General features: G+C 38.8%; 21 protein-coding genes. 11 read left to right on the top strand and 10 right to left on the bottom strand.

From position 1 onward, the window contains the following. Positions 1–72 precede the first annotated feature (72 nt). The 3 genes from DTA23_RS08225 to DTA23_RS08215 form a co-directional block, all read right to left on the bottom strand. Positions 73–1,974 (bottom strand): DUF3857 domain-containing protein, encoded by a 1,902-nt coding sequence (locus tag DTA23_RS08225; protein WP_070569239.1) that lies wholly within the window; start codon positions 1,972–1,974, stop codon positions 73–75. Further along, positions 1,971–3,944, bottom strand: a complete 1,974-nt coding sequence (locus tag DTA23_RS08220) for a DUF3858 domain-containing protein (protein ID WP_112374396.1) — start codon at positions 3,942–3,944, stop codon at positions 1,971–1,973. Before DTA23_RS08220 ends, DTA23_RS08225 begins: the two co-directional genes overlap by 4 nt. 65 nt (positions 3,945–4,009) lie before the next feature. After that, entirely contained in the window at positions 4,010–4,384 is a 375-nt protein-coding gene (locus DTA23_RS08215) for a hypothetical protein (RefSeq protein WP_070569242.1), read from the bottom strand. 477 nt (positions 4,385–4,861) lie between these two features. Here DTA23_RS08215 and DTA23_RS08210 point away from each other — a divergent pair, with 477 nt between their 5' ends. Beyond that, positions 4,862–5,386, top strand: a complete 525-nt coding sequence (locus DTA23_RS08210) for a hypothetical protein (protein WP_053003898.1) — start codon at positions 4,862–4,864, stop codon at positions 5,384–5,386. A 103-nt stretch (positions 5,387–5,489) separates the two neighbouring features. After that, complete coding sequence (locus tag DTA23_RS08205) at positions 5,490–6,389, top strand: OmpA/MotB family protein (protein ID WP_070569245.1); 900 nt, start codon at positions 5,490–5,492, stop codon at positions 6,387–6,389. A gap of 52 nt (positions 6,390–6,441) precedes the next feature. Here the strand turns inward: DTA23_RS08205 and DTA23_RS08200 are convergent, their stop codons facing one another. The 3 genes from DTA23_RS08200 to DTA23_RS08190 all read right to left on the bottom strand — a co-directional run bounded on the left by DTA23_RS08200 (position 6,442) and on the right by DTA23_RS08190 (position 10,698). Then, positions 6,442–7,074 (bottom strand): gluconate 2-dehydrogenase subunit 3 family protein, encoded by a 633-nt coding sequence (locus tag DTA23_RS08200; protein ID WP_112374395.1) that lies wholly within the window; start codon positions 7,072–7,074, stop codon positions 6,442–6,444. 4 nt (positions 7,075–7,078) lie between these two features. Continuing rightward, entirely contained in the window at positions 7,079–8,815 is a 1,737-nt protein-coding gene (locus DTA23_RS08195; protein WP_070569252.1) for a GMC family oxidoreductase, read from the bottom strand. Positions 8,816–9,102: 287 nt separating this feature from the next. Further along, a complete protein-coding gene (locus DTA23_RS08190; protein ID WP_112374394.1) occupies positions 9,103–10,698 on the bottom strand; it encodes an ABC-F family ATP-binding cassette domain-containing protein in 1,596 nt (531 codons plus the stop codon). Between the two features lie 228 nt (positions 10,699–10,926). Here DTA23_RS08190 and DTA23_RS08185 point away from each other — a divergent pair, with 228 nt between their 5' ends. Both DTA23_RS08185 and DTA23_RS08180 read left to right on the top strand, forming a co-directional pair. Beyond that, a complete protein-coding gene (locus tag DTA23_RS08185) occupies positions 10,927–12,264 on the top strand; it encodes a sigma-54-dependent transcriptional regulator (protein ID WP_112374412.1) in 1,338 nt (445 codons plus the stop codon). After that, positions 12,261–14,006, top strand: coding sequence for a sensor histidine kinase (locus DTA23_RS08180; protein WP_112374393.1), 1,746 nt, complete (start codon positions 12,261–12,263; stop codon positions 14,004–14,006). Before DTA23_RS08185 ends, DTA23_RS08180 begins: the two co-directional genes overlap by 4 nt. Positions 14,007–14,103: 97 nt before the next feature. Here DTA23_RS08180 and yiaA read toward each other — a convergent pair whose 3' ends face one another. Then, positions 14,104–14,571 (bottom strand): inner membrane protein YiaA, encoded by a 468-nt coding sequence (yiaA, locus tag DTA23_RS08175; RefSeq protein WP_070569259.1) that lies wholly within the window; start codon positions 14,569–14,571, stop codon positions 14,104–14,106. 141 nt (positions 14,572–14,712) lie between these two features. Between yiaA and DTA23_RS08170 the strand changes: the two genes are divergently transcribed. Then, positions 14,713–16,212: a hypothetical protein gene (locus DTA23_RS08170; protein WP_112374392.1), complete on the top strand. Its 1,500-nt coding sequence runs from the start codon at positions 14,713–14,715 to the stop codon at positions 16,210–16,212. A gap of 4 nt (positions 16,213–16,216) precedes the next feature. Here DTA23_RS08170 and DTA23_RS08165 read toward each other — a convergent pair whose 3' ends face one another. Then, positions 16,217–16,840, bottom strand: a complete 624-nt coding sequence (locus DTA23_RS08165; protein WP_112374391.1) for a murein L,D-transpeptidase catalytic domain-containing protein — start codon at positions 16,838–16,840, stop codon at positions 16,217–16,219. Between the two features lie 61 nt (positions 16,841–16,901). Next, a complete protein-coding gene (locus DTA23_RS08160; protein ID WP_112374390.1) occupies positions 16,902–18,005 on the bottom strand; it encodes a DUF695 domain-containing protein in 1,104 nt (367 codons plus the stop codon). Between the two features lie 235 nt (positions 18,006–18,240). On the opposite strand from DTA23_RS08160, the gene DTA23_RS08155 reads away from it, so the two are divergent. From DTA23_RS08155 to DTA23_RS08145, 3 genes are all read left to right on the top strand, one after another. Continuing rightward, the gene (locus tag DTA23_RS08155; RefSeq protein ID WP_112374389.1) at positions 18,241–18,747 is read left to right on the top strand and encodes a BON domain-containing protein; all 507 of its coding nucleotides are present in this window, start codon (positions 18,241–18,243) and stop codon (positions 18,745–18,747) included. 12 nt (positions 18,748–18,759) lie between these two features. Then, entirely contained in the window at positions 18,760–19,179 is a 420-nt protein-coding gene (locus DTA23_RS08150) for an SH3 domain-containing protein (protein ID WP_112374388.1), read from the top strand. Between the two features lie 228 nt (positions 19,180–19,407). After that, positions 19,408–20,247, top strand: coding sequence for a hypothetical protein (locus DTA23_RS08145; RefSeq protein ID WP_112374387.1), 840 nt, complete (start codon positions 19,408–19,410; stop codon positions 20,245–20,247). A gap of 323 nt (positions 20,248–20,570) precedes the next feature. Here DTA23_RS08145 and DTA23_RS08140 read toward each other — a convergent pair whose 3' ends face one another. Beyond that, on the bottom strand, positions 20,571–22,106 hold the full coding sequence (locus DTA23_RS08140) for an IS1182 family transposase (protein ID WP_112373761.1): 1,536 nt from the start codon (positions 22,104–22,106) through the stop codon (positions 20,571–20,573). 127 nt (positions 22,107–22,233) lie between these two features. Here DTA23_RS08140 and tyrS point away from each other — a divergent pair, with 127 nt between their 5' ends. The 3 genes from tyrS (at position 22,234) to DTA23_RS08130 (ending at position 25,323) form a co-directional block, all read left to right on the top strand. Continuing rightward, positions 22,234–23,313 carry a tyrosine--tRNA ligase gene (gene tyrS, locus DTA23_RS08135; protein WP_218565320.1) on the top strand — a complete coding sequence of 360 codons (1,080 nt, stop codon included), beginning with the start codon at positions 22,234–22,236 and terminating at the stop codon, positions 23,311–23,313. Further along, the gene (locus tag DTA23_RS28720) at positions 23,301–23,432 is read left to right on the top strand and encodes a hypothetical protein (RefSeq protein WP_256603113.1); all 132 of its coding nucleotides are present in this window, start codon (positions 23,301–23,303) and stop codon (positions 23,430–23,432) included. The genes tyrS and DTA23_RS28720 overlap by 13 nt, the downstream gene beginning before the upstream one ends. A 133-nt stretch (positions 23,433–23,565) precedes the next feature. Next, positions 23,566–25,323 (top strand): aromatic amino acid hydroxylase, encoded by a 1,758-nt coding sequence (locus DTA23_RS08130; RefSeq protein ID WP_112374386.1) that lies wholly within the window; start codon positions 23,566–23,568, stop codon positions 25,321–25,323. Positions 25,324–25,331: the final 8 nt, after the last annotated feature.

The raw sequence follows: 25,331 nt of genomic DNA, 5'->3' as shown, positions 1-25,331 counted from the left end.
GAGCTAATATACAATAATTGCCTTATTTGATCGATTTTACTCCTTCATATTCTGGTAAATATTTTCTTCCGACTAGAGAAAGCTTAGATTAAAGCGTCCCTTGTCGCAGCTGCTTACCTCATTATGAAATTGGAAAAAGTCTTCATAAGTACTGGCAGGATAACTGCCTTCAAAAAGTTCCAGTTTTCTGTAGGTGAACAGTTTATTGTCTTTTATTTCTGACCTAAATTCATATTTTCCAAATGGTTTCTCAATAATTTTCTTCTCAGAAGTTATGTTTTTGAGCATATTTTCTGGAAGGGCAATGCTAATGCTATCGATATCGGCGTAGCCTCTTTCAATGAAAATATCTTCCGTTCTATTTCTACTTTCGGCAATACTGGAATGCGTATTGAATAAATTAGGCTGGATCAAAAGTTTATTACCATTTTTCACCGCATAGTTTTTAATAAAAATATTCAGGTTCTCCTCGATAAATGGATTTTCCTCCTTATGTTCAATATAGTTTACCTGATTAAAATTGATATTGTCTATATTATAGTATTCCGTGAGGAGCTTATTCTTATCATTATTGCTGGCTAAAAGCACGTCCATATGGTTCTCATATTGGGCTCCGTAGAATTTGGTGTTTAAGGTACCCTGGATGCTTCCGTCTTCCGAAAGTTTTAGGTCGGCATAGCGCAATTGAAGGTTGGTGGAGTTAATGTATTTCGGTGTATGCATGATAACTCCGCCATTTTCGGTACAGGCAACGACATCTCTATCGTCGGTAAAGTCGCTAAGAAAACCAAATGGAAGATTTTGGCTCGTGCATTCCAGCCAGGTCGTATCATTTTTGAATGGAATACATAGAATGACGTGGTTACCGTCCTGGGCATTTGCAAAGGTTTTGTGGAAACTTTCTTTGCGTCTGCCTGCTTCGACAATACAGTAATAGGAAGGGATATTGACGGCCGACAACATGCTTCGCATGTAATTGGCCAGTGCTTTACAATCACCATAACCTAAGCGGTCAACCTCAGAAGCGGGAAAGGGCTCCAAGCCCCCGATACCGATTTGGATACTGATGTAACGTGTGTTTTTTTGTAAGTAATTGTATAGAATCTTTGCTTTGTCCTTATCTGAGCTTGCGTCTTTTGTTAATGCAATAAATTTTTGTTTAGACGCTTCCGTCAAATCGTCTTTTTTGTTCAATAGGCTGTTGGATACCCATTGGCCAAATTCTTTCCAGTCCCCGAAATTTCCTGTCTTACCATAATAAATAAAATTTTTGGGAACGATGAGTACGTTTGTTCTTTTCAGGCTAGGGTTGGGGCTATAAGATTCCTCTTTTTTTGCCGCGATCTGTTCAGCATTCCATGTTTTACTTTCCGTTTTGTCATTTTTCTCTTCTTTGATACTTCCTTTATAATTCGTTGTTTCAATTCGACATTCTGTGCCTATTGGAGCAATAAATTGAAAGCTGCTTTTTTCTACAGATACATTATTGGACACTTCAGGAGTCCAAGATGGAATGATCAAGTTTTGTTTACTCCTAACCTCGTATTGGTATTCGACGGTATAGGGATAGCTATGGTAGTCAGGTACAAATAGTTTTACCCGGGAATCGGCAAACATCGTACTATTGTCCACAGCGCTAATATCTTTGAAATCTTTCGTTGCAATTTTCTTTTGCAATATTCCCATTTCATTATAGATAGCCCCTTTAAGACTCTTGATCTCGGTAGATTTATTATAATATACTGGGAGCGTGGCATACCGGTCTCCATTTTTATTATACACTGTTATGGCACAGGTTATGGTGGTGATGACTTGTTCGGGAGATTTTATTTCTACCACCGTTTTATCATTGCGCACCGTAGCGACAGCCCTGCTCTTTAATGTACTTGGAATATTGGCGACGTCGTAGTTATCTTGCCCAATTGCGAGGATCGGAAGCAGGAAGTATAGTAAGTTGATGAATACGATTTTCATTTTTTACCGATTAATTTTATGTCTAGCTTTTGTTGTTGAATAATACGTGAATACAATTCTTTGAGCGAAAAATACTCATCGACTGAAAAGATGGGTTTGTTGAACGCGAGGCTCTGTAGTATTTCAAGTTGATTGCCATTGACCTGCGTTACATATCTATATTTTGCAGTTGACTCCGGGAGCGCTAACGATGCATTCTGAGGCTTCTCAGCAATTTCATAATGATCAGGAATGGTCAATTTAACGGAGTACAATGTTTTGGATTTAAAACCCATATCAACCGGATAAGTTCTTTCCTGTGCTTTAAAGGGGTTGTAGGAAATCCTGTCAATAATATTTGGAGCCAATACGAGTATGTCTTGTTCCATTTGTTTGGAGACATCTAGGATAACATCAAATTCTTCTATCAATAGTTGATCGATATCCTCCAGGTTTTGAATACTTGATTTTGTTAACGTGATATTGGGCATTTCTTCGTCTAGTTTTTCCCAGTATTCCTCCAAAGAGTTGAATTTGGCAATATGTTGCCGCTTTAGGAGTGCTTTGTTACCGCTACTGCTTATGGTGAGTTTTCCCTTGATTTTAAATTGGTCATTCAGAGCCCCTTCCAAGATATAGTTTACATCGGAAGATTCTTGAGCCGTAAGTGGAAACCAATCGGAACTTTTTTTGGAGTAGATGATTCTTCCCCGTTCATTTAAGCATTGTAAAGGGAGCTGTCCAAAAGGTAAATATAAATTGGAGGCATCGAGTTTATACTTTACACCGTCTATATCCACGCAAGCGATGACGTAATCAAAGTCCGATAATACCGGGAATAGGCCATTGGGTGTACCATTTCGACGTGTTGATAAAATAATAGGATAGGCTTCCAGATCTGCCGCCAATAAAGCAGTTACCAGTGCTAAATTGATGTCGCCAATATTCCCGGTTCGTTTTTCCAGTGCTTTTTCAATACCAGTTTCAGCATATTTACCTAAATAATTATTCCATTTTATTTGTTTGTTGATATAGTTATATATCTTTTTTGCTTTTTCTAATTTGGTGTCAGTGGGCGATAGAATTGTTGCTAAATTGGCTTTGAATAAGTCTGTTTTTTTTAATTGACCTCCAAAAGTCTTTTCATTCATGAGGTCTGTATCGACGTCCTTCCAGGTTTTGCTAAATGTCTTCTTACTGCCTGTGCTCGGATAAAAGATCGATTCAAGCTCATAATAGATCGCAGATTTGAAATTGGTTGGCGAAGTCATGTAATCCTCTTCCATAAATGCCGGAATGTTCTTCATGGTATAGGTCAATTTTGAACAATCCATTCGCAACCCATCCAGGAAAATAAATTCTTTCAGTGCTTCGGCTTTTTGATCGGTAAGCTTGTAGGGGCCGCGTAAAACTACATTGTAGGCGAAGGAAGCGGGAATAATTGCGATATATTGGCTTTGAATTTTGGGGATATCATCTTGGAATTCCCATGTCTTGAAATTAAATAAATCCTGCTCCAGCGTCCGATAAGACACTTCAATAATAGATCCTTCTTTAATATTCGGAAGGGTGAACTTATTAAGATCCAGATAGGCTGAGTAATTTTCCTTGAAAACTTTTTTATTTTCAAGCTCTGTTTTCTCGATCCTACCATTTTCTAAATTATACGTAACAGCCTTTAGTTCGTCAAAATAGTCACGGACGTAACTCCCGCGTTTATACGAAGGAATTTCAAAATTAGCTTTTTTAAACCCTTCTTTGTTATTGATCCGGATAATTACATGGTATTCATGTTGAAGTTTTACGCGATTATCATAATCATCAACAAAGACAGAGCTCCGTCCAAACTCATTGAGCACGATTGCATTGGCATTGCTATCCAGATCTGTTGGTGAAAAATCTGAAATAGAAACTTTACCAAAGTCAAAAGTCTGGGCTATACTATTTGTATAAATAGAAAATATTAAAAATAGCGTTAAAAACTGGCGCATAACTATAGGTGTAATAATTCACGAATATAAGTTTTTAGCCAAAATTAAACGATACTTCCGGATAATTATTTATCTAGTTGCAAAAGATTATTAATGATTTCGGTGATGTTATCGACCTCTTCACCATCTTCCAGCATAGAGAATGCAAGATAGGTGGCGTAGATTTCAGGACTGAATTTTACGTGCTTATCAGCGATAAACCGGTCGATCTGTTCTTCATTACATTCAAAATGAATACTTTGTAATTCATTGAAAAGATTGGTTGAGATGGTCTGATGATTTTCACCACAGGCAAATCCTGCAATAATATGGAATAGAAACTTATCGGTTATTTCGTCATCTTCCTTTTTAAACATAGCACGAATATGCTTATAATCGAATTTAGTTTTTGCGCTATTCACAATAGTGTCCCAAATCTGATACTCTGCTTTAGTCTCCATAGCTCGCTTTAAATTTATATTGGTATAAGCAATATAGCAAAAATAATTTGATTTTTGGCAAGGATAATGAAACTTAGTGGTCTATTCAAATAACCGCAATTAGCGGTCTATCTGTAGGCATAAAATTCAGCAGATCCTCAGGTAAAGGAGGGGATATCAATTATGATGAAGAGCTTATGCCTGCAATAAGGTGTAAACTATTTCCCCTAAAAAGCAGCCTAATATCACACCAAATAGAATTGACAAAATCACCTTTAACCAGACTGGGCTTGTTTCTAAAATCAGTTTCATGGAGCAAAATTGCTTTAAAAATATACTTTAATAAAGACTTTTCTCTTTTTTAAGACTAGCTGTGGCGATACGATGACATGAATTTTGGCCTTTATGGTATGATAATTGAAAATTAATAGTTGGATTCGATTTTTTTAGTAATTTAAGTCGGAAATTGAAATTGTTGAAATAGCCTGATTTATAATTATGATAACACGAATAGTATTGACAATTGTTCTATTCACTTTAACAAAAGTTGGGCTTGGCCAGCAGGTGAATATGGAGAAAATTCGAAAAGAATATGCGGAGGCCGTGAAGGACGAGGATCTGTGTGAACATAATTTGGAGACATTGACCGAAGGGGCCAAATCGCCGACAGAGAAAGCCTATCTAGCCGCCTATCAAATACTGTTAGCGAAACATATCGGCAATCCATTTAAGAAAGTTGGGCAATTCAAAGAGGGGAAAAAGCATTTGGAAGAAGTGATTAAGGAAAATCCAAACCATATTGAAGCGCGGTTTATACGTTGGAGCGTACAGGTGCATGCGCCTTCTTTTTTGGGCTACAACAATAATATCCTTGAGGATAAAAATTTCCTGGTTAAAAACCTTTATAAATTACCCAATGAAGAGGCTAAATCCATTATTTATAATTATCTCAAAGGCGCCAATCCTTATCTTAAAGGTGGGCAAGTATTTAGCGCTACAGAGTTGAAGGAGCTAGCCCAATAGGACGTTAAAGGTTGTTAATTTGACAAGACTGTGGGGTATTTTGGCTAGAATATTGCGTATCTTGCTATATGAATTAGTTCAACATCTACAAAAAGAGTATATCATGAAGAATTTAGTTTTTCCAATGACTGTATTAACGGCCAGTTTGTTTGTTGTCGGATGTGGTGTCAGCAAAAAGCAATATGCTGGTTTACAGTCCGACTATAGTAAATTGCAAACGGAGCACAGTCAATTGACCAAGCAATATCAGGATGGACAACTTCAATTAGCTGAAGGCCGGACGCGGATCAAGAGCTTAGAAGATCAGTTGGCTTCTGAACGTCAAAATAATGCGGACCTCCGATCTGCTTATGCTGCTTTGCAGAAATCGCTCGATAACAGTATTAATCAGAATTCACAGGGAAATATTAATATTTCTAAGCTGGTTGATGAAATTAACGCTTCAAATAAATACATTAAGCATCTCGTTGAGACGAAAAACAAATCCGATTCCTTGAATCTGGTATTGACCAATAATTTGACAAGATCACTTAGCCGTGAGGAACTGCAGGAAGTTGATGTACAGGTATTAAAAGGGGTCGTTTATATCTCACTTGCTGATAACATGCTTTACAAATCCGGTAGCTATGAAATTAATGATAGGGCCGATCAGACGTTAAGCAAAATTGCGAAAATTATCCAGGATTATAGAGATTATGAAGTTTTGATTGAAGGTAATACCGATACGGATCCAATTTCTAAACCTAATATTCGGAATAACTGGGATTTAAGTACCCTGAGAGCCTCTTCTGTGGTACAGGCTTTACAAAATAAATATGGTGTGGATCCGAAGCGCTTAACTGCGGGTGGTAGAGGAGAATATAATCCAATTGCAGATAATACGACCGCGCTAGGTAAGCAACGGAATAGAAGAACGCAGATTATCATCACACCTAAATTGGATCAATTTATGGAGTTGATTGATAAGGCTCCGGAAGCTACCGAGTTACCATCGGGACAATAGATTTTAATTGGATAATAAAAAAATCCTTTCCATTTTGGAAAGGATTTTTTTATTATCCAAAGAATTTAGTTGGGTCAAAACCGTGCTCTTTCAACACATCATCTGGTACACCATTCCAGACTCCAGGTTTATTTCCGGCATAGCCAATATCTTTTACACCCATTTCACTGGTGTAAAATCCTGAAGAAGTCAGGTTGCGCATCAATGAAAAGAAGGCGGCACCTTGTTTCATTTCCGGTCTTGCCAAATCAGGGTAGGCGATATCATCCACCAATGCAAGTTGATCTTTTGCGCTACATTTGATAAATACTGTTCCGTAACGCTTTTTGGACTGGAGGTCGAGCCAACGAAGTCCGCCGCGCATCGGGATTTTATTATCAGGCAAATCTTTTACGATAAATTCGATAAAATCGGGGACTCCCGCTTCCGAAGCGCTTCCTGAAATGTTATCCTTAGGAATAATAATGTCAGCCAAAACAGTGATTGTCGCCATTTCATGTTCGTCGAAAAACTTTTCGGCGTATAATTGTTCCGTGCGTTCGTATTCAAAATCCTGGACTCCAGGTAATTTTTTGCTATTGTCTGCTGCTGCATTTTTAGCATCTTTTGAATTGCAGGCTGCGGTTAAAAGACCAGATCCAGCTGCAATTAATCCTAATGCTCTTAAAGATTCTCTTCTATTCATGCTTTTAACCGTTTAATTTTTTCTTTTCTTGAAGTATATATTCTGCTGTTCGCATCGATAAAGCGAGTATTGTCCAGGTCAGGTTTTTGTCACCTTGTTGAACAAATGGTCCCGCATCGACGACATAGAGATTTTTACAATCGTGGGCTTGTCCCCATTTGTTCAATACGGAGGTTTTAGGGTCATTTCCCATTCTTGTGGTACCGCCTTCATGAATAATTTTTCCGGGAGCTTCTAGGCCGTACAATGTATCTGCTCCGGGTATTTTAGAAGTGATGACAGCGCCCATTTCGTGCATAATAGACTGAAATGTCTCTTGCATGTGCTTGGCTTGCGCGATTTCTTCATTGGCCCATTTGTAGTTGAAACGTAGTACAGGAATTCCGAATTTGTCGACTTTATCGGGGTCAATTTCACAATAATTGTCTTTTCTTGCCAATGCCGTTCCGCGTCCTGCCATGCCGACATTTGCACCATAATAGCTGCGGAAATCTTCTTTTAATGCAGTACCATAACCGCCTTTGGCCTTTGACTTTCCAGCTGAATTTTTTGCATGGTCATTTACTTTCGGTACCCAATTCAAAAATCCATAAGATGGCATATGTAAACCACCGCCGTATTCGATGTGGTAACCTCTAGGGAAGTTCAATTTGGCATTATCTTCCCACCATGGTGAATAAATATGGACACTTCCAACGCCATCTTCATTATAACGCTTCCGGTCGAGTAGCTGTGGTAAAAAGCCCGATAAGCTGGCTCCCGTAGAATCGTGGAGATATTTTCCAACTAAACCGCTGCTATTACCAACACCACCAGGATGTGATTTTGATTTGGAGTTTAACATGATCCGCGCACTTTCACAGGCACTAGCACCCAAAATAACGGTTTTCCCCTTAACGGTATATTCCTGCAAATCCTTGGTGTTAACATAAGAAACACCAACTGCAATTCCTTCATCATTTGTAATGACTTCTCTTACCATTGCATTGTCTATCACCTTCAGGTTACCCGTTTTCATCGCTGGAATAACCAGACAAGATGAAGAGGAAAAGTCTCCATAAACTTTACATGCACGACCACATTGCCCACAGTAGAAACAGGTACCTCGATCTTTAATATCTTTTGATACTTCGGTTAATACCGCCCCTCTTCCGGGAATCACTGGAACTCCAGCTTTTTTCGCACCTTTTGCAATATATAGTTCGTTTAAGCGTGGCTTAGGTGGTTTCATAAAAATACCATCGGGTTCGTTATGAATACCTTCTGCCGTGCCATATATTCCGATCATTCGATCTACACGGTCATAAAATGGCTTAACCTCTTCATAAGTAATAGGCCATTCATCCGTTACTCCATCCTTTGGCTTGAAATCGTCAGGTCCCATACGCAATGAAATTCGACCCCAGTGGTTGGTTCTGCCGCCCAGCATGCGTGCTCTAAACCATTCAAATTCAGTTCCCGCTACTTTGCTGTAGGGTTCGCCTTCGATTTGCCAGCCACCAAAGGCTGCGTCAAAATCCCCGAATGGTCTTGTGGTACCCGCACCTCTTCTTGGGGATTCCCAAGGCCAGCGTAGTTGTAACGAATCTTTTGCTGGGTCATAAAAAGGACCTGCTTCCAGCATCAATACTTTAAGCCCCGCATGTGCAAGTATATAACCTGCCATACCACCACCTGCGCCGGAACCAACTACGATGGCGTCAAATAATTCGGGATTTTCTTTAATTTGATAATCTGACATAATTAAATGAAGTAATTAATTGAGAGGCCCGTGCGATACATTTGCCTGAAGGCTTGCTATGTAAATGTGGAGGTTCAATTAATTTAATGGTTATTGTTTCATGTTTAAAATCATCGTGAATATATCGATAAAAATTTGTTTTTTTTAATTTAATTTATCGATTTAGCAGATTTTAAATAAAGAATATGGGATTGTTACAAAAAATACCCTGTTTTATTAAAATTTTATGGCGAGCGATACTAAATATTCCGTGTATTTCGTTGCAGCGAAATACACGGCGTTATCTTTTAGAGGTTTTTTAATTTGATGACTTTGTTTATATGGATTTCTTGTAGAAACACTTCATCGTGTGAAATGACGAGTAGGGTACCTTTATAAAGCTGAATCGCTCTGGTTAGCATCAGTATATTTTGAAGATCTAAATTGTTTGTAGGCTCATCAAGGATAATCAAATCGGGAGACTGTTGCTGGATGGTGAGACAGCATACTATCAGACGCATTTTTTCACCGCCACTCAATAGTTGGCAGGGCTTGTCCCAATCGTCTTTTCCAAATAAGAACCGATTGAGTCTAATTTTGATTTCATGTTCAGGTAGCGCGGCGGTATTGAATTGCTGCGCTTGCTCATAAATACTTAAATGTGGAGATAAGATTGAATACGTCTGATCTAAATAGATTGCGCGAAATGATTGCCGCTCAATTTTTCCTTGTTCAGGCATTAGTTGGTTGAGAAGGAGTTTAACTAATGTTGTTTTCCCAGATCCGTTCGGGCCTTGGAGTGCGATACGATCCCCACTGAATAATTGAACGTTTATATTATCTTTCCAAAGCTGCTTTGCGTCATAGCTGAAATTGATGTTTTCGGCCTTGATCATACTTTTTCCTGTTGGAAAATTACTGTTTCCCAAATCTATTTTAATTTCATCCAATGCGGATTGTGAACCACGAAGTTCCTGTAGATCCGATCTGATATCTCCAATTTTGTCCTGGTGTACATTTTTAATTTTGGCGGTACTCTTTTCAGCATTATTACGTAACGTATTCATCATTATGCGAGCTACACCTGCCTTCTCCTGCTTTTTTTGACCACGGTTGTTTAGTCTGTTTTGGCGCTCGATTGTTTCTCTTTCTTTCTCTTTTGCGATTTTGATCGCTCTTTCCTTGTGGTGGATATCGTGTTGCAACGCATGGCGTTCGATCTCCTTTTGAGCCTCGTAAAAGGTATAATTACCCCCATATCGCTTGATGCCATTTGGGGCCATTTCAGCCATGTCATCCAGTAAATTAAGCAGGGTTCTATCGTGGCTGACAACGACTATAGTGTTTTTGCTTGATTGAATCCAATCGTATAGTTGTGTTCTGCTGTCCATATCCAAATGGTTGCTCGGTTCATCAAGAAGAATAAGCTCGGATCGATGAATCTGGATTCCGGCCAATAAAACTTTCGTTTTTTGTCCACCACTGAGGGAAGACATTTGCTGAGCCAAATCTATGTTGGGCAGATCCCATTGTTTGAAAGCCTCTTGGCAACGTTCTTCCAAAGCCCAGTCATCTTGAAGTCTATTGAAATTTTCCTCAGACGCATCACCGGCCAATATGGCATAAAGAGCATTCAATTTTTTATCGATTCTAAGTGCTTCAGCCACAGTCTTATGCTCGAATTGTCCAACAACCTGAGGGACATAATAGGTGCTAGCGCTATTATGTATGCTCCCACTGGTCGGCGATAATTCTTTGGCAATCAGTTGTAGTGCCGTTGATTTTCCAACGCCGTTATGACCGATCAGTGCGATTTTCTCTTGCGCGTTTATGTGCAGATTTATGTTCTCAAACAATAAACCTTTATTTGGATGTATATAGGAAAGTTGTTGTAATGAAAGCATGTTGAAATTCTTTAAATGTTAGAAAAGACCATTTGGACGGGTATCGTCAATGGATGGTATTTATTTCGTTCTAAAGAATTTTAATCTTACATGCAGTTTTAACGATGTTGAGCGCTACAAATATAGCGTTTTTATTTTGATGTCGGGAAATTTTTTGAGGAATAGTCAAATTGTTTATTTTTCTACTATTTGCTTGGGACAAATTGTACTTTTGAAAAAACGAATATTGTGAATAGAGTTCTCCTTATAGATGACGAAGAGAAGCTTCGGAAATTGCTGGCCAAAATTATTAGCCTGGAAGGTTTTGATGTGATCGAGGCTGCTGACATTAAATCGGGGTTAAAAAAGCTTGAAGTCAGTGATGTAGATGTTGTACTTTGTGATGTGAAGCTACCTGATGGTAATGGAGTTGAAACGGCTAAATTAATTAAAGAGCGGTATCCAATTGTAGAGATTATCTTATTGACGGCATACGGGAATATTCCGGATGGCGTTCGGGCGATAAAAAATGGTGCTTTTGAATACATTACGAAAGGAGATGACAATAATCGCATTATACCGTTGCTTTATAAAGCCTGTGAAAAGGTTGCATTAGCTAGAAGGGTGGAGCAGTTAGAAAAACGATTAGGCGACCGACTTTCTTTTGATAAGATTATTGGGAAATCCAGTGCAATAAAAGCGGCCATCGGCATGGCACAAAAAGTTGCTGTTACAAATACAACGGTCTTGCTAACGGGCGAGACCGGCACAGGTAAGGAGGTTTTTGCACAGGCAATCCATCAGGCGAGTTCAAGAAGAGATCGTAGTTTTGTGGCGATTAATTGTGCCGCATTTACAAAAGATTTGCTGGAAAATGAGTTGTTTGGCCATAAATCCGGTGCTTTCACTGGTGCGACTAAGGATCAACGTGGTTTGTTTGAAGAAGCGCATTTGGGGACTATTTTTCTGGATGAAGTCGGGGAGATGGCTTTGGAACTTCAAGCTAAAATTCTTCGTGTTTTGGAAACTGGCGAGTTTTTAAAAGTTGGGGACTCCAAACCAACGAAAGTGGATGTGCGCATCATAGCAGCAACCAACAGAAATCTCGAAACCGAAATTGCATCAGACCATTTCAGGAGTGATCTATTTTATAGGCTTTCTGTTTTCACGATTGAATTACCGCCATTGCGCGAGCGCATTGAAGATATAGCGACATTGGCGCAATACTACGCTGATATCTTTGCTTTAAAATCCAACTTGAAACCGTTGCAGATGACCCCTGAGTTTGTGCAGGCTTTGGAAGGCAACTTATGGCGGGGAAATATCCGTGAACTGAAAAATGTGATTGAACGCAGTGTGATTTTGAGTGAGGGTGGCGTATTAGGTGTGGAGAGCCTTCCTTTTGGTGAACGTGAGTATAGGGAAGGGGCAAACGTCTTGTCAAATTTTGCAATGTCCAACATGGAGAGGCAGCATATACAACGTGTATTAAAACATACGAATGGAAATAAAGCTGAAGCAGCTCGATTGTTAGAAATCGGCATCGCTACTTTGTATCGAAAAATTGAAGAATATCGAATCCAATGAAACTTAAAGCAAAGCTGACATTCGGGGTAGGATTTTTATTTTCTATGATCTTGCTGCTTGCGATAGTGAGTGGGTATTATGTTTATCGATTAAAAAAAGATACCAATAATATTTTAGTCGACAATTATAATACGCTGCATTATTCCAGAAATATGTTGCTGGCTTTGGAAGACCTTCATACGAATGGGAAGAGCATGGCGCTATTTGAAGATAATTTAAGACTCCAGAAGCGCAATGTAACCGAGCCTGGAGAACGGGCGGTGACCGAACGTATAGATCAACACTTTTTGAGTTTAAAGAAACAGGTGAAAGATGCAACAATTGCTGCTGACCTGCACAAAGATATATTTCAGTTAATGTATCTTAATATGCAGGCGATTGAACACAAAAATAATATTGCCAATGCAACAGCTGAAAAAGCAATTTTGGCCATCTCCATTGTAGGTGCGCTTTGTTTTATGATGGCATTTGTATTGCTTGTGAACCTCCCTCTAGCCATTGCTGGCCCAATTGTACAATTAACTGATAGTATTAAACAAATTGCTGCTGGGAACTATAAAAGGAGACTTCACTTTAAGCGAAAGGATGAATTTGGAGAAGTGGCGCATTCGTTCAATACAATGGCTCAAAAGCTCGAGGAATATACAGAAAGTAAATTGGGTAAGATCTTGCAGCATAAAAAGAGAATTGAAGCGCTTATCGATAATATGCATGATGCAGTTATAGGGGTAGATGAAGAAAAAAGAGTGCTTTTTGCAAATGAACCCGCATGTTTGCTTTCGGGGTTAAAGCACGCCGCATTTGAGGGGAAAAAATTAGCGGAAATAGCATCTTCCAATGATTTACTTAATAAGCTTCTCGATAAGATTGACTCTTTAAATCAGAAATCTGAGCGTCTGGATTTAGTTCAGATCTTTGCCTATGGAAAAGAAAACTACTTTGAATTGGAGGTCATAGACATTAATGTTGTACCAACAGGAGAGGAGAGTACGCATTTTATTGGACAATTTATTTTGTTGAAGAATGTGACAAGTTTTAAGGAACGTGATGTAGCGAAAACAAATTTCATTGGAACGGTATCTCATGAATTGAAGACACCAATCGCATCAATACGTATGGGGATCCAATTGCTCGAAAATAAGCGGATAGGAACGCTGAATGAAGAACAAAAAGACCTGCTTGAGGGAATTGCTGACGATACAGAGCGGCTCCTAAAAATTACAGGGGAACTTTTGGATATTGGGCAGGTGGAGAGCGGCACCATTCAGATGAAGCTGAATCCTGCGGCTATCGGACCGATTATAGATTATGCGCTGTTAGCCAACCGGTCAATGCTTGACCAAAAGCAAATTCACATAGCGCTTGAACTGGAGGAGGATCTTCCGATGGTTTTTATTGATAATGAAAAGACGGCATGGGTATTGACGAATTTGTTGTCCAATGCAATTCGTTATTCCGATAAGGGAGGGACAATTTCTCTTGCTGTAAAAAGAATAGGAGCAAGGGTGCTTTTGCGTGTTGAAGATCAGGGACAGGGAATTCCCGTACAATATTTAGCGAAGATTTTTGATCGCTATTTCCGAGTTCCAGGGAGTACAAAGGGGGGGACAGGTTTGGGATTGAGCATAAGCAAAGAATTTATCGAAAGCATGGGGGGAGAGATTGATGTGCAAAGTGTTTTTGGAACTGGAAGTATATTTTTCGTTTACCTTCCTATTGCGTCGCTTAAACAATCCACTTAGAAAAAGGAAGAGTCAATGAAATGCTCTTCCTTTTTTGCTTAAGAGGGATTTAAAGATCCTGCAGCTTGCTAGGCAGAGGCTGCAGGATAGGCACCCGCTAAAGTTTTATTTCATTGTCATCGATCAGTTTTGCATCACGTGTGTTTTTTTGAACGGCGATAGCTGAAAAAATACTCAATGAGAAGGACATGGCATAGAATCCTTTTTCACTTAGGAGCAGATCCGCATTCCATAAGCCTACGGTTAATAGCACGACGGCGGCAATTGTTGCAAACCAACTTAAACCATAATATAACTCGGTAACTGCTAGTCCTTCTGCTTTATCTCTTACACTTTTTTGAACGGAGATAACGGCAAATAGCGCAAATAGTAAAATTGTAAAATAATACCCTTTTTCATTTAATGCCATTGTTGCATTCCATAAACCTACACAATAGCCAACGGTACCAACCAATAGTGCGGTCCATGAAGCTCCGATAAAGGCGCCTGTTGGTTTAAAGGGGTTTCTTTTGTTTAAATTTCTTTCAGCTTTTTTTTCTTCAATCATGTTTTTTAGCGGTTCCATAATTTTCTTGTTTTAGTTTTAATTTGTTGTTGTTTTATGATTCAAATATCCACAGTAGCTGATTATTTTAAAAATTGATTTTATAAGAATACTGACGATATAATTTTGTTTAATATATTTGTTTAATTCTAAATTTAAGCTATGGCAGACGCGATATCAGATTTGATGTTATTATTGAATAAAGATGATATTAAGGGTTTTAAAGCCTTTTTGAAACGAAAGAACAAGCGTAATGATGTGAAAAATATCAAGCTACTTGAGATTATAGAAACTGATGATATAAATAAGCTGAAAAAGTTATATGACCCCATTAAAAATCGGGATGCTTATCACGCGTTGAGAAAGAGGCTTCATGATAGTCTTTTGTTTTTTCTTTCAAATAAGGTTTTTGAACGAGACAACAGTGAGGCTCACGAGGCGTTGCGATTATTTGTTGTGGGGCGTTTTCTATTGGAAAGCGAGTTCATCAAGATTGGATTTAAATGCCTTCAACGGGCTGAGGAAAAGGCTCTTGTTCTTGAACAGTTTAGCTTGCTGAATGAAATCTTGCAAATCAGACTACAATATGCCCATTTAGATTTGACTGTCAATTTGGAATTGCTCATCGATCGTTTTACCGAAACTCAGCAAAAGTTGCAGCGGGAGGCTAAATTTCAGATAGCTTATGCACTATTACGTTCTGAACTGCAGGCTATTCATTTGAAAGCAAAAATAATTGATCTCAATAAGTTGATTTTGAGTACGCTGAGCAAGTACCGTATTTCTTTGGATGATCTCTTATCATTTAAATCACTCTATCAACTTCTGTACATTGCAAATGAGTATGCCGCAATACATCAAAACTATACACTGGTTCGTTCCTTTTTAAAAACTGCAGACAATTTTTTGATGACGTACGATCAACAATCGAAGCATAACCTATTCTACTATCTCCATATTTTGTACTATCTGGCCAATTTTAATTTGAGGAATGGATTTTTCAACGAAAGCATGGTGTATTTAGAACGCTTGAAAGAAGTTTTATCCCAAGGAAACGCGGTTTTTCGAACCCAGTTTCAGTTGCGGTGCTATTTGTTGATGGCATTGAATTTCCATTACCTCGGCGATGGAATAAAAGGTCTTTCCGTATTAAGGGCGGGGATTAAACAAGCGCCAGCAAAATCAAACGAGGTTGATCTTGCAGATTTACAGTTGTGTTTAGTGATGTTTTTAACGCAATTTGAAGATAAAACAGCATTGATTGAGCTTCGACAGTTGATTCGAACAGATGCTTGGTACGAGAAGAAAATGGGCATGTTGTGGACGATCCGGAAGAGTCTGCTTGAAATTCTGATCCATATCCAATTCAAACATATCGATTTGGCAACCTTGAAATTAAAAAGCTTTGTCGGTAGGTATAAAAAATACTTACTGAATGTAAAGGAAAATAGAGTGATTGATTTTGTTAAATTGGTGGAGAAATATCTTTTAAATCCTACAATTATTCAAGTGAAATCCTTTCGGGAAGCTGTTGAAGCTCTGGTAAAAAATGAGGAAAATAAGGATTTGTTTGTTATGGGCTTTCTTGCTTGGCTAAAGGCTCTCGTTATGTCTCAAAATCCTTATCAGGTTTTATTGCGTTTGATGAAAGAAGATATATAGATAATTAGTAATAGATATGTAAGATGATCTGTTTCTTTGAGGAATCAATTAGGTTCTGTAGTCTTTTGTAGAATTCGACGTTTACCATAGGGCATCCTTCACTGAGGCATACTGGATCAACTTGTTCATCGTAGGGCATGCGGTCATATTTTTGTAGAACGATGTCTCTAGCATATGCATTGCTATTGGAGCTATCTAAGCCGTATAATTTATACGCTTTTCCAAATTTCCCATTATACAAGCTGCCGATAGCATAGCTACCTAGCGACGTCGCATGAGAGTTATCCGTGTTGCTGAATTGCAAATGGTTCTTTTTTCCGGTTTCGGAACCGGATCCATGGGCCACCAGGCCCTGATCAAGAATCCGGTCTGTTGTTAGATCGACGACAAAAAAACGATTTCTTCCCGAGGGTCTTCTCATATCCAAGAGAAAGGATATGTCACTATTGTACGTTTTGTTGTTTGTGATGCGTTTTTTTACTTCCTTTATTGCCGTCGTATAGCGGAAAGAGTCTGAAGGGGCATTTTCTTCCTTATCAACAACGGCCAAAAGCGTGTTCCTTTGAATGGTTTTGTATGTGATAAGGCCAATGCCAAGGATAATAATCAAAAGAATGATTTTATTCATATAAATAAAGCATAATTCATCAAGTACTTTTAGTAGAACTTATGGCAGTTGTACGGGAGACTTATTCTATTTGTTTATAAAATCGTTCGAAGGTTTTCCAGTATTTATCTTTGTAGATGCTATAATCAATTTGAAGAATTTCCCTGTATTGTTCGATTAATCGATCAATCGTTCGTGAGGCTTTTCGGAATTCTGTACAAGCCAAGTAAATTTCCCTTAGACTATCGGCGGTTTCTCTACCGATATTAAGAAATCCAATATCATTTGGAAGACTGTTCATTAATTCTTCTTCAAATTTATCCATTAAATCGTAGGTCTCTTGATTGGGCATACCATTGGTTGCCGTTCCGTCATAGCTAATCTTTAATGTAACTATCCAGGGGTGAGAAGCTTTTCCATCCCAGTCTAATAAGGTCGTATTTATGATGGCAAATATGGGTAAGTCATTCTCCAGGGTGCCCTCAAAAGCGGTGTATGTATCATCTGCAGTTAGGTGTCTAACGTCGGTATATTTTTCCACAAATTCCTTTTCCCGCCAGATCAAATAGTCTTTTAATTTAATTAGTGGAATCAGCTCTTCTGTTGCAAGCTCTTTTGAGGTTACATTCAGGTTGTCTATGGCTATGATCGAGTTCAATTCACCAATGTAATTTTCGAGAAATATTTCTATACCATGGGAAATATTGGCCTTATGCTCTTCCGTATAATCGGGGTGAACAATAACAATATCAACTTCATCCGGATGGTATCTATGTTGAATGGGATAAAAGAACATATCCTTGATGTCAAAAGTGAAGCCATACATCGTGATTTTGAATTTTTCCATATCCGCAATAGCGGGTTTTAATGCGGTAAATTTCCAATGCGCTAATGCTGGAGCAGAAGCGATCAGATGTTCTACGAACGCAATGTTTTTGATGACACCGTCAGGGGTGATTACAAGTTCTGCGGTGTTATCATCGTACATTCCCGTTAAAAAATACAGCTCCTTGCGAAGAGCATCGATCTTCGGCGAAAGTTTGCTGAAAAAATGCTGATCAATTTGTTCTCCAGCCTTGACGATTTGAAAAAATGCCTGTTCGTTTTTTTTAAACCAATCCCAAAACTCCGTTATACTGTCCTTTTTATTTTCTTTTTTACCAAAAATAGTGTTCAAAAATCCCATAATTAATAGCTGTTTGATTGAATAATCAACGTGCGTATCTGTTACTCAAAGCGTTTTTTATAACCGTAGCGGAGAAAATGATCCGAATGAAACCATCATGAATACCTCTGCTCCTAAATTTAATTATATAATTACGATCCGGCAAGGGAATTTAAGTTTAAAAAAAAATGAACAAACAATTGTGTAGGGAGTTTGTTAGGATTATTGTTGGAATTAATAAATTAAAATTGGTCTTATGAAATTGAGCAAATTAACATTTTGTCTATTGGCAACCACGGTTGTACTTTCCTTCACGGCATGCAAATCAGGTTTGTCTGATGATAAGTTGGAAGAAAAGATCGAAAATGCACTCACGGGGCGTAAAACAGTCGACGTTGAAGTTGAAAAAGGGAAAGTTATCTTAAGTGGTACAGTTGCTTCCGAAGAAGAAAAGCAACAAGTGGAATCGATTGCTAAAACAGCAGGTGATAAAGACGTCAAGTCTATTCAAAACAATATTATCGTTAGCGCACCAGTGTCTTCAACGCCAGCTCCTATTGAGGTATCCAATAATGATGCGGTACTTGGCGCAGCAGTGAATACGTTTATGAAGGATTTTCCTACAGTACAGGCCAGTGTAAAGGACGGTGTGATCGCAGTTACAGGTACTATGGAGCAAGCTAAGATAATTACTTTAAAACAAGGTTTGGATAACTTAAATCCCAAAAAAGTAGATTTAAGCGGTATTGTTGTCAAAAAATAAACTAGTGAAATTATGTCATTGCAGGAAAAATATAAGGTTCTTTTAGATACGGCACAGTCTTCAGGTGTAAATGACTTGAACTATGCCGAAATGGATGGCGTATTACAAATTCGTGGTACCGCACCAACAGCAGATGTGAAAAATAAGCTCTGGGAAATCTACGGTAATATAGATCGTAATTTCCAAACCGGAGATGTGGTCTTAAATGTAGATGTGGCTACAGAAGTGCCCGGAAGCCAGGTGAAAGTTATAACAGAAAATAGCAATTTGAACATTCGAAAAGGTCCCGGTACAGACCAGCCTATCGTGGGAAAAGCTGCTAAAGGAGAAATCATCACATTGATTAGTAAGGCTAATGATCAATGGTGGTTGGTCAGAACCAAAGATAATGAAGAAGGGTATTGTTATGCACAATATTTAGAGTCTGTTTAGTTCTCGAATGTTATTCATACGATGGGTACCAGTACCAATTGGCTTTGAAAAAAGGGGAGTTATTGATAAATAACTCCCCTTTTTTCATTTCACGATTAAGCTTGTCTGTTCTGCAATATGAGGGTACTACAGCATCTATCGTATTGGGGAATTGTTTGGAAAATCAACTGTACTTTAATTTTTGGTGTAATAATTGTATTACTATGATTGCAACAATTTTATTACATTATGTCGAAATCACGCTTTATCCTATTATTATGCTTGTGTTTAGCTGTTCAGTTGGGAGTTGCGCAAGAGTATGTTCGCTTGGACAAAGATCGTTATCAATTGCATTTGTCGGAATATCCAAAGGATACCATCCGGATACTAGAAAAAGGTAAGGAGACGAAATTGAAACAGGGTAAATATATTCTGCAGAAGAATCAATTTATGGGACTTTCCAATGCATTTATTACCATTAATCAGGATGGCATTGTCGACGGTGATTTTAAAATTGAAAAAGATGGGCGTACCGGTGATGTTATCGTACGGCATGGTGTGCTGGAGCAAATGAATGTGAGATCTGCTGCCTTGCCAGACTTTCAATATATGATAACGGATAGTTCAAGTGTGCAGCGTAATTTTAAGAATGGGAAAATCAGTCAGGAAAAGACGGTATTCTACCGAGCTGCCAATAGGGGTAAAAAAGTGACAAAAGTCTTTTTTGATAATTATTACACGGTTGAAAATGATTTTGACCATACCAGAGCCGACTATCGATTAGACAATACGTTGATGTACAGTGCCAAATTGAATTGTGGTGGTCAGGTACAGGAATCAAAGTCATTTGATGCCAATGGTCAATTACTAAAACATACCTATCGGAAAGCTAAAATTGATTACACGGATCTATATCAGAATAATAATCTTGTTGAGCGGAAATATAGCGTTAATAACTGCTTTTACCATGAGTATTTTAAGAATTCATTGTTAGTGCAAAAGGTCGTGGAGAAAAAGGATAAAGGGAATACAGAAAAGTATGTTTATAATGGAGCGGGAAAATTGACGGGTAAAAATACGGGTGGATAATCTAAAAATGCATATCCAAGCAAGTGTGGATGCGAATATTTTTGAATTTAAAAAATATAGCGCTACCTTTGTCAAACAATGAAGAAAATGAACAACATATTACGTCTTCCATTTTTCTTTAATTATTATCGCCCGATAATCGTTCGGGACCCCTATGCCTATTAAATTAAGAAATTCAATTATTATTTATAGCTAAGAAGCTGTCTCAAATTTATTGAGGCAGCTTTTTTATTAAATATGGCTATGCGATAGATTTGTGAGTTGTTTGTTGATTATTTCACAGAACTGTTCATTTGGGAAGAAAAAGAACAAAAAGTAGCTTTTTAAGCTGCTTTTTTCCTTAGATTTTGCGCTATAGCCAATAAACCCCATTCTATGGACACTTTTTCCTTACCGCGGAGCATAAATCTTCGGAACCCGTGGTTCTGTTTTATGTTTCCAAAGACTGGTTCGACATCGTGACATCGCTGTTTTCTTTTGGCTATACCGACATCGCTGTTAAGCAATCCGTATGCTCTATCTTTATAAGCCTCAAGCTGTTCATTTATCTGGATGATTCTATTGCCCTGTGATTTGTGGCAAGCACCGTTCAATGGGCAGTTTGTGCAGTTTTTTGCCTGATATCTTTTTATTTTTTGCTCGAAACCTGTGGAGGTCTTTTGTGTAAATAGACCTATGCAGTTCATTTCCTGTCCCATTGGACAGATATAGCAATCTTTTGCAGGGTTATAATGTAGTTTATCAACGGAGAATGGCTTCTTGCCCGAATAACTCTTTTTCTGCTCCTTGTCAAACATACCATATTTCACATAGGCCCCAATGTTTTTCCCTTCTAGTAACGCATAGTTCTCCTGGCTGCCATAGCCAGCATCTGCGGTAATGGTTTTCAGTATTTCCCCAAAGCTCGCCTCATGTTGTGCCAGATGACCGGGTAGCGTTGTGGTATCTGTGGGGTTGGGATGTATGGTGTAATTGACGATGTATTGATTGGAAGTAGATATCTGAATGTTATAACCTGGTTTGAGCTGGCCATTTTTCATATGATCCTCTTTCATGCGCATAAAAGTAGCATCGGGATCTGTCTTGCTATAACTATTTCTATCTCCAAGCGTTACTTCCTGCTCTTCATATTGAACAATCTTGGCCGGGTAGTTTTTAGTCGCATAGCGCAACTTTGCCCTCATCTTCTTGCTTACCGAAGGTTTATCGGACAAGACCCGGTTCAGGTTATCGACCGTAGCCTGAACTTTTTCGCGGTCAATTGTTGTCAGATCGGGAGGTTCCGGAAGGTTGTCCTCTGCTTTGGCGATACTTTGGGCGTATTCCCAAATATCTTTTAAGGCAGCTTTCATCTTCTCCTTATTGGTCTGGATAGCTTTTTTCCAGACAAAGGTGTATTTGTTAGCATTGGCTTCAATCTTGGTGCCATCGGTGTAAACATCTTCTATACTCAGCAGACCTTCTTCGGACAGGAGTTTGACAACTTCTTCAAATACACTACGAAGTGCTTCTTTCAAACGAACGCCTCGAAATCTGTTGATGGTATTGTGGTCGGGATAGCTCATGCCGCTCAGCCACATGAAATTGATGTTCTCCCGGCACGCCGTTTCCAATTTGCGACTGCTGTAGACATTGCTTACGTAGCCAAACACCAAAACTTTCAACAACATCTGCGGATGATAACTGGAGCAGCCTTTTATCTTATAAGCGTCCAATAGGGACTGGATGTTGATCCGGTTGATTACATCGTTAACGATACGTACCGGATGACCTTTGGCCACCAGTTCGTCCAAAGTTGGAGGAATGGCCATGATCTGGTCCTGATAGTAAGGCTTAAAAGTAGGTCTTTGAGATGGCATATATCCTTTTTGTTTACACTATAAATATATGAAAATCAAACCGTTAAAACAAATAATAAACCTTAGATAATGAAAAAAAAGAGACTGCCTTTTTGAGACAGCCTCTTTTTTTATTTTATATCACACCATGTTAAAAGAGTTAGCAGAAAATATCGAGATTATTTTACCGAAGGAGGGACTTGCATCGAAGTTGAAGGAGGCTGAAGAAAAGAACCGACCACTGATTATAAAACTTGGTTTTGATCCAACAGCTCCGGATCTTCATTTAGGGCACGCTGTTGTGTTAAAGAAACTACGGCAGTTTCAGGAACTGGGGCACGAAATCGTGATCCTCGTTGGTAGTTTTACAGCCCGTATCGGCGATCCTACAGGAAAAAATAAAGCCCGTAAGCCTTTGCGCCAGGATGCGATCGCTCACAATGCGGCAACCTACATTGCGCAACTGTCTAAAATTATTGATGTTTCAAAAGCGAAAATTGTTTTTAATGGAGACTGTTTGGATCAATTAAATTTTGCAGCTGTTATCCAGCTGGTATCGAAAGTCACTGTTGCACAGTTGATGCAACGACATGATTTTAATAAGCGTTTTAACGAAAACCAATCAATAGCCATGCATGAATTGCTTTACCCGATATTGCAGGGCTTTGACTCCGTACATGTCAATAGCGATATCGAAATGGGGGGAACGGACCAGCTATTCAATTGCGCGATGGGCCGGCAGCTGCAGGAATCATTTGGACAGGATCCGCAAATCGTGCTGTGTATGCCGTTATTGCGCGGGCTGGATGGAAAAGAAAAAATGAGTAAATCATTAAACAATACGATCGGTCTTTTGGATGAACCGAATGAAATGTTTGGTAAAACCATGTCTATTCCTGATCATTTAATTCCGGAATATATTGACTTGACTACTGATTTCAATCAGGAAACCAAACTTAGCATGAAAACCCGTATTGAAATGGGGGAAAATCCAATGGAAATTAAGAAACTTATTGCACAGAATCTAGTTGCTCAATACCATGGCGACGAGTTTGCGACCAGTGCTGTTGATTATTTTGTCAGGCAATTTCAGCGCAAGAAATTGGAAGAAAAGGTCTTTGAGGAGGTATCGGGTCAACTATTGCGCGACCAGTTTGGTGAACAAGTTAAGCTGGTCGATCTATGTCATTTCCTAAAGGGGGAACAAAGTCAGCTATGCGAAGATTGATTATGGGCGGTGCGGTGCAGATTGATACGATAAAACAGCTGAATGCGGAGCTAATGGTTGACTTGAACCTGTATTTTAAAATTAAATTAGGAAAAAGAACTTATTTTAAAGTTATTTAGTAAGGTTTGTGAGGGTATACTTTTGTAATATTTTGCTAAAAGCCGTAAATTAACGTAAAGATTCTTTCTTAAACCTTAAATAATTTCTACCTTCATATAGGAGTCTCATATTTTATTTTCATACCAATTATAGATGGAAACATATAATAATATTGTTTTGGAGCGGTTGCCCAAACATTTGAAACGCTATGTAGTAGCCCAACGATATGAACGTTACACCGCGCTGGATCAAGCATTGTGGCGTTATGTCATGCGTCAGAATTATTCTTTTTTAAAAGATGTAGCCTATTACCCCTATATTCCTGGATTGAAGAAAGCGGGATTATCCATTGCGACCATCCCGAACCTACAGGACATGAACGATAGTCTAAAATTAATTGGCTGGGGGGCAGTGACAGTGGATGGATTTATTCCGCCGGCTGCTTTTATGGAATTTCAGGCACATCGCGTACTTGTTATTGCTGCAGACATACGTCAATTGGAACATATCGAATATACACCGGCACCAGACATTATTCACGAATCTTCGGGACATGCACCTATAATCTGTGAGCCAGATTATGCGACCTACTTGCAGTATTTTGGGGAGGTTGGTACAAAAGCACTTTCTTCGGGCAAAGATTTTGAACTCTACGAAGCTATTCGTCACCTATCTATTTTAAAAGAACACGCTACAACAACGGCGGCTGAGTTGGCGGAAGCAGAGAAAAATTTGCAGATCATTCAAGATAATATGGGCGAGCCTTCGGAGATGGCATTGTTGAGCAGGTTGCATTGGTGGACTGTGGAATACGGACTTATTGGAGATCTTCATAACCCCAAAATTTATGGAGCTGGTTTACTGTCTTCCATTGGAGAAAGCGCAAGCTGCATGCAGAAAGATGTGCCTAAGTTGGCGTATGGTTTAAATGCAATCGAATATCCATATGATATTACCAAACCACAACCACAGCTATTTGTTACACCGGATTTTGAACACCTAAAGCTCGTATTGGATAAATTTGCTGATACCATGGCTTTTCGCGTAGGGGGCAAACAGAGCCTTGACAAGGCAATAGACTGTAAAGCTGTTTGCACTGTGGAATATAGTTCCGGTTTGCAGGTGTCGGGCGTTTTTAAGTTGGCCAAAGCGGATAAAAATCTCTCTTATATTCAAACACAAGGACCTACAGCTTTGGCTGTAGCGGGTAAACAACTTGAAGGCCATGGTATAAATTATCATAGTGAAGGGTTTGGCTCTCCGGTGGGACACTTGCTAGGTGCCGATCGTAACTTAGCCGATTTTGATGAAACAACATTGATTCAATATGGTATAGCGGAAGGGCGGCAGTGTTCGTTAAACTTTGCTTCTGGGATTATTGTATCAGGAATTGTTCAAGGAGTTGTACGTCATTTGGGTAAGATTGTTTTGATTTCATTTACCGGATGTGAGGTATACCGTAGCAATGGGGAAGAGGTGTATTTTAAACCTGAATGGGGAACATACGATATGGCTGTCGGAGCGGAAATAGTATCTGTATTTGCAGGCGCTGCAGATAAAGATGCCTATGATGCGCTGGAAGAGCATTTGGATCAGAATCTATATACAATACCTACCGAAACGGAAGATGTAAAACTAGTGAATTGTCATGCTGCGATACGGAATTTGCGGGACAACGGTTTTGATCAGAAAGTATGGCTGGAGATTTTCATTCAATTGGGACCGGAAAATGCAGATCATTGGTTAGGTTTGGTTGAATTATTTGAAATTGCCTGGGCTAATGATGAAGCGCAATTATCTACTCAGGCCGAACAGAGGCTCTTGGAATTTATTACCCTATATCCAAATTTGAAAAAACTGATTGATGATGGATTACGTGTTGCTAAGGAGGAAGATTTAAATAACCACTAGGTTAGATG

This window comes from Sphingobacterium multivorum (assembly GCF_900457465.1).
Classification (GTDB): domain Bacteria; phylum Bacteroidota; class Bacteroidia; order Sphingobacteriales; family Sphingobacteriaceae; genus Sphingobacterium; species Sphingobacterium multivorum.
The sequence above is the reverse complement of the archived record's forward strand: the minus strand, read 5'-3'. Positions and strand labels throughout refer to the sequence as shown.